Raw genomic sequence first — 9,442 nt, 5'->3', positions numbered from 1 at the left:
GCCCAGGGCGCCGCGAGGTTCCAACTGCTGTCGGCGGTGAGGGTTTGCGGTCGGTCGGCCCCCGCGCCACCGCCGGAGGCGATGTGGACCTGGGCCTCGTGGTGGCGCAGGAAGGCGCCGGGGATGTTGATCGACTCCAACGTCACGCCGGTGCCACCGAGGCCGGGTCGGGCGCAGAACGTGGCGTCGTCGCGGAACAGCGCCGACCCGTCGTTCGACGAGAGGCGCACCCGGCCGGAGGCGTGGCGGAGGAACTGCCCGGGGAAGTTCACCGACTCGAACGAGTAGCAGGACGAGTCGGCGAGCCCGCGCCGGACGGTGTAGGTCGCGTCGGCCTTGAGCAGGGCGCCGCTGCCCGCGTTGACGACCTCGGTGTGGGCGAGGCCGTCGGCGTGGCGCAGGTAGCGGTCGGTGTAGCCCCACGTGGTGACCTGGAGCGACCGGCGCACGTCCGTGGGCAGCGGCACCGAGCTGCGCCACAGCGCCGGGTCGGCCGCGTTCCAGGTGGCGTCGGCGGCGAAGCCGGTCGCGGTGTCCCACGCGTTCGGGCCGCCGCTGCGCGCCAGGTACACCGCTTCGGCGTAGTGCCGCAGGTAGGAGCCGGGGTGGTTGAGCGCCTCGAACGACGTGCCGCCGGCCGCCAGGCCGGGTCGGGCGCACCAGGTGGCGTCCGCGCGGAACGAGCCGCCGGTGTCGGCGTCCAGCCTCACCCGGCGGTCGGCGTGCCGCAGGTAGCGGCCGGGGAAGTTGACCGATTCGAACGAGTGGCAGCGCGGGTCCGCCAGGCCGGTCACGGTCCGGTAGGACGCGTCCTGGCGGGCGCCGTCGGCGCTCGCGCCGGTGATGACGTCCGTGCGGGCCGCGGAGTTGGCGTGCCGCAGGTACCGGTCGGTGTAGCCGGGCGTGGTCACGCGGAACGAGCGGACGTGCCCGAGGGTCAGCGCGACCGGGGAGTTGAGGTTGCGCGAGGCGTTGACCAGGTCGGCGTGCGCGGCGCGCACCTGGTTCGCGTCGACCTTCTGCACGCGCCGGTCGTAGGTGAACAGGCCGTTGTACTCGCCCTCGACGTCGGTGATCTCGGTGTAGACGGAGGCGGAGACGCCCTTGGTGGTCATCAGCTGCCGCACGTCGCGGACCATGCCGGTGTAGCGGTCGTTGAGCTGGGCGTTGCTGTTCACCTGCTCGTAGGCGAAGAACCGGCCGTCGGGGCTGTACTCGTGGCCGGGGTTGCGCAGGCCGATGCCGCCGAACTCGCCGAGCGTGGAGAACCTGGTCGCCGACGGGCGCGGCGCGTCCGGTCCGGTGTAGACGTGCCAGTCGACCACGTCGCCGGTGCCGGGGTCGCCCTTGGAGGCGCAGCAGTTGTAGCCGCTGTGCGCGTTCATCAGCCGGGTCGGGTCGTGGTTCTCCAGGGACGTGGTGACCCGCTGGGTGTCGGCGAGGTTCCACTCGCCCCAGCCCTCGTTGAACGGCACGTAGGCGACGACGGCCGGGGAGAACCGGTGCTCGTCGACGATCTCGCGGGCCTCGGTCTCGAACTGCGCGACCTGCGCCGGGGTGCGGTCGGCGTCGAACGCGGGCGTGGACGGGACGTCCTGCCACACCAGCAGGCCCAGCCGGTCCGCGTGGTAGTACCAGCGCGCCGGTTCGACCTTGATGTGCTTGCGGACCATGGTGAAGCCCAGGTCCTTGTGCTTCTGCAGGTCGAACGCCAGGGCCGCGTCGGTCGGCGCGGTGTAGAGGCCGTCGGGCCAGAAGCCCTGGTCCAGCGTGCCGACGTGGAAGGCGAACTCCCCGTTGAGCGTGGGCCGCAGGACCCCGTTGACCACCTTCTTGCCCACTTCGCGCATGCCGAAGTAGCCGACCACCTGGTCCACGGCGCCGCCGGAGGCGTTGCGCAGCGAGACCCGCAGGTCGTAGAGGTGCGGGTCGTCGGGCGACCAGCGCCGGGCGTTCGGCACCGGCACGGAGAACTCGGTGAAGCCGCCGGTGGCGCTGCCCACCACGGTGGAGCCGGACATCGCCTCGGCGAGCACGGTGTGCCCGGTGACGTCGCCCCGGGTGAAGACGCGGACCCGGGCGGTGTTGTCGGCCAGGCTCGGGCGGATGTCGACCGAGTGGATCGACGAGGTGGGCGTGGGTTCCAGCCAGACCGTCTGCCAGATGCCCGAGGACGGCGTGTAGAAGATGCCCTGGGGGTTGTTGACCTGCTTGCCGACCGGCTGCTTCTCGCCGCGGCCGTCGGTCGGGTCGTAGACGCGCACGACGATCTCGTTGGCGCCGCCGTTGAGCTGCGGGGTGATGTCGACCTCGAACCGGTCGTAGCCGCCCTTGTGGGTGGTGACCTGCGTGCCGTTGACCCAGACGGTGGCCTCGTAGTCGACCGCGCCGAAGTGCAGCTGCACGCGCCGCCCGGCCCAGGACCGCGGGACGGTGAAGGTGCGCCGGTAGAACATCAGGTCGCGGTTGTCGTTGCGCATGATGCCCGACAGCGCCGACTCGACGGGGTAGGGCACCAGGACGCGCTCGGGCAGGGTCTGGCCCAGCGGCGGCGCGGCGTACCGGTTGACGTTGCCCGCGCCGTCGGTGGCCGGGTTGAGGAACTCCCACTCGCCGTTGAGCGACTGCCAGTCCGGTCTGGTCAGCTGCGGGCGCGGGTACTCGGGCAGGGGGTTGGTCGTGGACACCTGGCTGGTCCACGGCGTGCTCAGCGGCGGTGCCTTGGGCACGACGGCCGCGGACGCGGCGGGGGTGGCGACGGGCACGGCGACGAGGCCGGCGGCCAGTGCCAGCACGGCCGCCACCGGGGCGACGAGGCTGCGCATGGGGCTCCTTCGGGTGCGTGGGGTGGGAGGGGCGGTGCGGGATCAGCCGGCGGGGCGCACCGCGACGTCGTCGAAGGCCGCCGCCGCGTTGAACACGCGCACGCCGTTCGCGCCGGAGGCGAAGGTCGTGTCGGTGACGCTGATCCGCGGCGTGGTCAGGTCGTCCACGTAGACCTCGATCGACGCGCCGACCGCGGTGACCCGCAGCCGGTGGGTGGCGCCGGGGCGCACGGCCACCGGCGCCGCGCCCAGCTGCGTCCACGAGTTGTCGGCGCGGCCCAGCACGACCCGGCCGGCCGGGCTGATGCCCGCGTAGTAGCCCGAGTAGGCGTCCACGCCCACCGCGGGCCTCGTCGCCCGGAACACCACGCCCGCGTCGCCCCGGCCCGAGGTGATCGACACGGTGGTGTCCTGGGTGAAGTCGCCGAAGTTCGTGTCCAGCAACGCCTTGCCGCCGGCGGAGCTGCCCGCCGACAACCGCCCGCCCGACGCCGTCCACGAGCCGCCGTGGGTCTTCCAGCCGTACGAGTTGTCGTCGGCGAAGTTGTCCTGGACCCGCATGGTGATCCGCTGGATGGTGCCGTCGGCGTTGAAGTTCATGCGGTCGTAGGCGAGTTGGCGGTGGTTGCCGTCGGTCTCGCCGAGCGGCCGGCGGTGGTAGACGACGTACCAGGTGTCGGTGCCCGGCACGTTGAGCACCGAGTTGTGGCCGGAGCCGCGGGCGACCGCCGGGTCCTGCGCGAGCACCTCGTCGAGCTTGGCGAACGGCCCGGTCGGCGAGTCGGCGATGGCGTAGGACACGGAGTAGTCCGGACCGGTCCAGCCGCCCTCGGACCACATCAGGTAGTACCGGCCGTCGCGCTTGAACATCTGCGCGCCCTCGACGTAGCCCGACGGCGTGATCTCCTTGAACGTGCTGCCGTCGGCGAACGTGCCCAGGCTGACCATGTCGGGGTTCAGCTTCACCACGTTCGCGTGGCCCCACCCCCCGTAGTACATGTACGCCTGGCCGTCGTCGTCGATGAAGACGTCCTGGTCGATGGGCTGCGCGCCGTGGTGGAACGCCGGGATCAGCGGCGCGCCGAGGGCGTCGCGGTACGGGCCCTCGGGGCGGTCGGCCACGGCCACGCCGATGCCGCCGAGCCGGGAGTCGTCCTGGATGTCGTTGGCGGCGAAGTACAGGTAGTACCGGCCGTCGCGGGCGACGGGCGCCGGCGCCCACACCGCGTACTCGGCCCACGAGACGTCCGCCGTGGTCAGCACGTCGGGGTGCTTGGTCCAGCGCACCAGGTCGGTCGAGGAGAACGCGTCGAGGTGGGTCTGCTCGGCGTAGCGCTTCGACGTCGTCGGGTACACCCAGTACCGGCCGCCGTACACCGCGACGTCCGGGTCGGCGTACCAGCCGTCGACGAACGGGTTGCCCGCCACGGCGGTCGGGAGGTCGGGCGCGGCGGCGGCCGCCGGGGCGGGTGCCGTGAGCGCGCCGCCGGCGAGCAGCAGGGACAGGGCCGTGGGGACGAACCCCTTGGGGGCGGTCATCGTGGGCAGCTCCAGGTTGGCGGTCGCTGTCGAGGGTGCCGATCCGATGACGTCCTGGAGCACGGTGCGCGGGGCCGCGCCGATCACCGTCCCGGCACCGTGCCCGTGCCGCCGGACCGAGACGTGGTGGCCCCTCATCCGGGTGCAGGTGTCCCGCGTCACTGGAACCGTTTTTACATCGTTGATACAACGTTGTAAACACCGGGCCGGGCCGAGGGGGAGGCAGTGGTCGGCCGCGCTCGGAGGAGCAGCCGCCCCGCTTCCGGGGGATGATCCCGACGGGCGGTGGATCGGTCGGCCGGCAGGGGTACCCGCAGGTCGTCACCGGGCGGCGAGCAGGGAGACGACGGCATGCGCATCAGCCGCAAGCCCACGGGCGCGAGGTTCTTCGAGCTGTTCACCGGGATCGGGGCGAACATCGGCGGCAGCGTGGAGGTGCTGCGCGAGTACGTCCGCGCGCCCGTCGAGCGGCGTGCCGGGCTGGCCGCGCGGATGCACGAGCTGGAGCGCGCCGGCGACGAGGCCACCCACGCGATCATCGAGCACCTGGACCGCTCGTTCGTGACCCCGTTCGACCGGGAGGACATCTACCGCCTGGCGTCCAGGCTGGACGACGTGGTCGACCACATGGACGCCGCCGTCGACCTGGCGACCCTCTACCGGGTGGGTGAACTGCCCCGCGGCGTCGAGACTCAGGTGGACCTGCTGTGCCGGGCCGCCCGCCTCACCGCCGAGGCGATGCCGCGCCTGGCCGAGCCGCAGAACCTGACCTCGTACTGGGTGGAGGTCAACGAGCTGGAGAACGAGGCCGACCAGGTCTACCGGCGGCTGCTGTCGGAGCTGTTCGACGGGCAGCGCGACGCCCTGGAGGTCATGAAGCTCAAGGACGTCGTGGAGGAGCTGGAGGCCGCCGCCGACGCGTTCGAACACGTGGCCGACGCCGTGCACTCGATCGCGGTCAAGGAATCCTGATGCCCACCACGGGGCTGGTGCTCGTGGTGGTGCTCGCCCTCGCCTTCGACTTCACCAACGGCTTCCACGACGCGGCCAACGCCATCGCGAGCGCGGTGTCCACCCGCGCGCTCACGCTGCGCGCCGCGCTCGCGCTGGCGGCGGTGATGAATCTGGTGGGCGCGCTGCTGGGCACCGGCGTCGCGGTCACCATCGCCTCGGGCATCATCGACACCCCGGTCGGCGACGACGCGCTGCACGTGGTCACCGCCGCCCTGGTCGGCGCCATCGCGTGGAACCTGCTCACCTGGTACTTCGGCCTGCCGTCCTCGTCGTCGCACGCGCTGGTGGGCGGCCTGGTGGGCGCCGCGCTGGCCTCCGCGACCACCGTGCACTGGGCGGGCGTGCTGGAGAAGGTCGTCATCCCGATGGTGCTCTCCCCCGTCGTCGGCCTGCTGCTCGGCTACGCGGTGATGACGGCGATCCTGTGGGCGTTCCGCAACGCCAACGCCCACCGCGCGGGCCGGCTCATGCGCCGCGCCCAGGTGGTCTCCGCGGCGAGCCTCGCCCTGGGCCACGGGTTGCAGGACGCCCAGAAGAGCATGGGCATCATCGTCCTGGCCCTGGTGGTCACCGGGCACCAGGGCGACTACTCGGTGCCGTTCTGGGTGGTCCTGGCGTGCGCGCTGGCGCTGGCGGCCGGCACCTGGTCGGGCGGCCTGCGGATCATGCGCACCCTGGGCAGGCGCATCTTCCACCTGACCCCGCCGCACGGTTTCGCCGCCGAGCTGTCCGCCTCCTCCGTGCTGTACCTGACCGCGTTCGCGTTCCACGCCCCGATCTCCACCACGCACGTGATCACCTCGGCCGTGATGGGCGTCGGCGCGACCACCCGCCGCTCGGCCGTGCGCTGGTCCGTGGCGGCCGACATCGCCAAGGGCTGGGTGTTCACGCTCCCCGGCTCGGCCGTGGTCGCCGCCACCGCGCACGGCGTGGCGTCGCTGCTGACCGGGTGAGCCGCCGGCGACCAGGTGGGATCGGCCCGGGTGCGGGTACTCCAGGCCGAGCCGCCGACGTCCGGGGAGGACGGGCGACCCGGTCGGGTCCACCGCTGACCCGTCGGGGGACGCGGGGAACGGTCTGGAGGAGGGAGTCCCGTGGACGAGGTCACCGCGGTCGACGTGCTGGTGGACGGGTTCGGGCGGGTTCGCGGGTCGGTGGAGCGCGTGCTGGACGGCCTGACCCCGGGGCAGCTGGCGCACCGCGTCGGCGGCACGGCCAACTCGATCGCCTGGCTGGTCTGGCACCTGACCCGCGTGCAGGACGACCACGTGGCCGAGGTGGCGGGCGACGAGCAGGTGTGGACCGCCGCGGGCTGGGTCGGGCGCTTCGACCTGCCGCTGCCCACCGGGGACACCGGTTACGGGCACGGCGCCGAGGAGGTCGCCGCCGTCGACGCGCCCGCCGACCTGCTGCTGGGCTACCACCGGGCGGTGCACGAGCGCACCGAGGCCTACGTGCGCGGCCTGGACGCGCGGGACCTGACCCGGGTCGTCGACGAGTCGTGGGACCCGCCGGTGACCCTGGCCGTGCGGCTGCTCAGCGTGATCGAGGACGACCTCCAGCACGTCGGCCAGGCCGCGTTCGCGCGCGGTGTCCTGCCGGGGCGCTGACACCGGCCCGGGCGGCGCGTTGCGCCGACCGGACCAGTGACCGTCCCGCCTCGCCGAACCGCCGCCCGGGGCTGCGAGACTCCCCGACCATGCGTGAGGTGGGCAACGGGCGCTACCGGCTGATCCGCGAGCTGGGCCGGGGCGGCATGGGCGCCGTGTGGCTCGGGCAGGACACCGTGCTCGGCCGGGACGTCGCGGTGAAGGAGCTGCTGCTGCCCGGTGGCGTGCCCGCCGCCGAGCGGGCGGTCTACCAGGAGCGGGTGCTGCGCGAGGCGCGGATCGCCAGCCGGTTGGCCGACCCCGCCGTGGTCACGGTCTACGACCTCATCAAGGAGGACGACCAGACCTACATCGTGATGGAGCTGATCAAGGCCCCGACGCTGGCCGAGCTGGTCGAGCGGAGCGGGCCGCTCGGCGCGAGGGCCGCGGCGGTCCTCGCGTCGCAGCTGCTGTCGGCGCTGGAGGCGGCCCACGAGTCGGGCGTGGTGCACCGGGACGTCAAGCCCGGCAACGTGATGGTGCCCGCGAGGGGTTCGGCGAAGCTGACCGACTTCGGGATCGCGCAGCAGCTCGACGACGCCAGGCTGACCGCCACCGGCTCGCTGATCGGCTCGCCCGCGTACATGTCGCCGGAACGGCTCTCCGGCGGGCAGGCCTCGCCCGCCTGGGACCTGTGGGCGCTGGGCGCGACGCTGTTCTTCGCCACCGAGGGCCACAACCCGTTCGAGCGGGAGACCACGTCGGCGACCCTGCTCGCGGTGATGAACGAGCGCCCGCGACCGCGGCTGACGCCGGGCCCGCTGGCCGAGCTGATCGTCGGCCTGCTCGAACCCGACCCGGGGCGGCGCCTGCGCGCGGACCGGGCGCAGCGGCTGGTCGAGCGGGCGCTGGCCGGCGACCAGGACCTCACCGCGCCGGTCGACCCGCCGACCGTCCGCACGCCCCCGGTCGGCGTTCCCGCGGCCGGGGCCGCTCCCCGGAGCCGCACCGGCCTGGTCCTCTCCGCCACGTTGACGCCGCTGTTCGTGCTCGGCGCGGTGGTCCTGCTGTACTTCACGGTCTTCAGGCACTACCTGCCCCCGGGCGACCTCAGCCTGGGCACGCCCGACCGGACGGCCACCCCCGGCGGGGACCCGCCGTCGTCGGACGTCCCGACCTCGTCGCCCGCCATGCAGCCGGTGCTGACCGTGGGTCCCGACGGGGACATCGGGGTCTACACCCTGATGCTGTTCGAGAACGACTGCCTGAACTGGGTGCCCGCGAAGGGCGTCGGCGACATCCCGGTCAGCGCGCAGGTCGGCTGCTACGGCCCGCACGACGTGGAGGTGATGGCCTCGGTCGGCCACGGCACCGACTACGAGCAGGAGGCGCCGTACCCGTCGGTGGAGGAGCTGACCCGGAGGGTCGCCGCCGAGTGCACGCGGGTGTTCCTGTCCGACAGGGTGAAGGGCGAGGACAAGGAGGCCACCCTGCGGTACTGGGTGCTCATCCCCACCGCCGAGGCGTGGAAGCTGCGCACCGTGAACGGCTACCGCACCTCCGACCGTTCCTCCTCCTGCCTGGTCGGCCGGGCGGACGGCGCGAAGCTGACCGAGCCGGTCGTGGTCGAGGACTGACCCCGCCGGGGCCGTCGCCCGACGGGGCGCGCCGGTGCGGTCTTCGGGGGACCGCCCACTTTCCCCGGCCGGTGGTGTCCACCTGGAGGACAGGACCACCAGGACAGGAGGAACCACCATGCGAGGGATCCCACCGGCGGGCGGTGCCGGTGCGCCCGACCACGCCCGGTTCCCGGCCGACGACGACCTGCCGGGTCGGGCGCGGGCCGGGGACGGCGAGGCGTTCCGGCGGCTCGTGGAGCCGTACCGGCGCGAGCTCCAGGTGCACTGCTACCGCATCCTCGGCTCGGTCCAGGACGCCGAGGACCTGCTGCAGGAGACGTTGCTGGCGGCTTGGCGCGGCATCGGCGACTTCGAGGAGCGCTCGTCGGTGCGGACGTGGCTGTACCGGATCGCGACCAACCGCTGCCTCAACGCGCTGCGGGCGGGCTCGCGTCGTCCGCACGAGCGCCCCGGACGCCGGGTGGAGGTCCCGTTGCCCGAGCCGTCCCGCCGTCGACCGGAGCCGAGCTGGCTGGAGCCGTACCCGGACGCGCTGCTGGAGGGCATCGCCGACCGCGCGCCCGGCCCCGAGGCGCGGTACGAGGTCAACGAGTCGGTGTCGCTGGCGTTCCTGGCCGCGCTCCAGGAGCTGCCGCCGAGGCAGCGGGTGGTGCTGGTGCTGCGGGACGTGCTGGGGTACCGGGCCGCCGAGGTCGCCGACCTGCTCGGCACGACCGAGGGCGCCGTGACCAGCGCGTTGAAGCGGGCGCGGGCCGTGTTGGCCCGCGAGCTGCCGGGAGCCGACCGGGAGGGCGCGCCGCTGCCGGGCTCGCCGCGGGAACGCCGGGTCGTCGAC

7 protein-coding genes are annotated in these 9,442 nt (G+C 73.3%); 5 read left to right on the top strand and 2 right to left on the bottom strand.

All coding sequences use genetic code 11. The annotated features are described in order from the left end of the window. The coding region (locus ACFV4N_RS33995) for an AbfB domain-containing protein (protein ID WP_499676760.1) at positions 1-2,825 on the bottom strand (2,825 nt) is incomplete at its 3' end. A gap of 42 nt (positions 2,826-2,867) precedes the next feature. Continuing rightward, positions 2,868-4,502, bottom strand: coding sequence for a glycoside hydrolase family 43 protein (locus ACFV4N_RS33990; RefSeq protein WP_499676759.1), 1,635 nt, complete (start codon positions 4,500-4,502; stop codon positions 2,868-2,870). A gap of 213 nt (positions 4,503-4,715) precedes the next feature. Between ACFV4N_RS33990 and ACFV4N_RS33985 the strand changes: the two genes are divergently transcribed. From ACFV4N_RS33985 to ACFV4N_RS33965, 5 genes are all read left to right on the top strand, one after another. Further along, a complete protein-coding gene (locus tag ACFV4N_RS33985; protein ID WP_499676758.1) occupies positions 4,716-5,336 on the top strand; it encodes a DUF47 domain-containing protein in 621 nt (206 codons plus the stop codon). Then, positions 5,336-6,331: an inorganic phosphate transporter gene (locus tag ACFV4N_RS33980; protein WP_499676757.1), complete on the top strand. Its 996-nt coding sequence runs from the start codon at positions 5,336-5,338 to the stop codon at positions 6,329-6,331. The genes ACFV4N_RS33985 and ACFV4N_RS33980 overlap by 1 nt, the downstream gene beginning before the upstream one ends. A gap of 141 nt (positions 6,332-6,472) precedes the next feature. Beyond that, positions 6,473-6,988 carry a mycothiol transferase gene (locus ACFV4N_RS33975; protein ID WP_499676756.1) on the top strand — a complete coding sequence of 172 codons (516 nt, stop codon included), beginning with the start codon at positions 6,473-6,475 and terminating at the stop codon, positions 6,986-6,988. Positions 6,989-7,077: 89 nt separating this feature from the next. Next, positions 7,078-8,604, top strand: coding sequence for a serine/threonine-protein kinase (locus tag ACFV4N_RS33970; protein ID WP_499676755.1), 1,527 nt, complete (start codon positions 7,078-7,080; stop codon positions 8,602-8,604). 118 nt (positions 8,605-8,722) lie between these two features. Then, on the top strand, positions 8,723-9,442 hold a 720-nt coding region (locus ACFV4N_RS33965), incomplete at its 3' end, for an RNA polymerase subunit sigma-70 (RefSeq protein ID WP_499676754.1).

This window comes from Actinosynnema sp. NPDC059797 (assembly GCF_042732085.1).
Classification (GTDB): Bacteria; Actinomycetota; Actinomycetes; order Mycobacteriales; family Pseudonocardiaceae; genus Actinosynnema.
The sequence above is the reverse complement of the archived record's forward strand: the minus strand, read 5'-3'. Positions and strand labels throughout refer to the sequence as shown.

What these genes read in the sequence shown, in the direction of transcription:
- ACFV4N_RS33990 (WP_499676759.1), bottom strand. Translation starts at nt 4,502, where the DNA reads ATGAGGGGCCACCACGTCTCGGTCCGGCGGCACGGGCACGGTGCCGGG.
- ACFV4N_RS33985 (WP_499676758.1), top strand. Translation starts at nt 4,716, where the DNA reads ATGCGCATCAGCCGCAAGCCCACGGGCGCGAGGTTCTTCGAGCTGTTC.
- ACFV4N_RS33980 (WP_499676757.1), top strand. Translation starts at nt 5,336, where the DNA reads ATGCCCACCACGGGGCTGGTGCTCGTGGTGGTGCTCGCCCTCGCCTTC.
- ACFV4N_RS33970 (WP_499676755.1), top strand. Translation starts at nt 7,078, where the DNA reads ATGCGTGAGGTGGGCAACGGGCGCTACCGGCTGATCCGCGAGCTGGGC.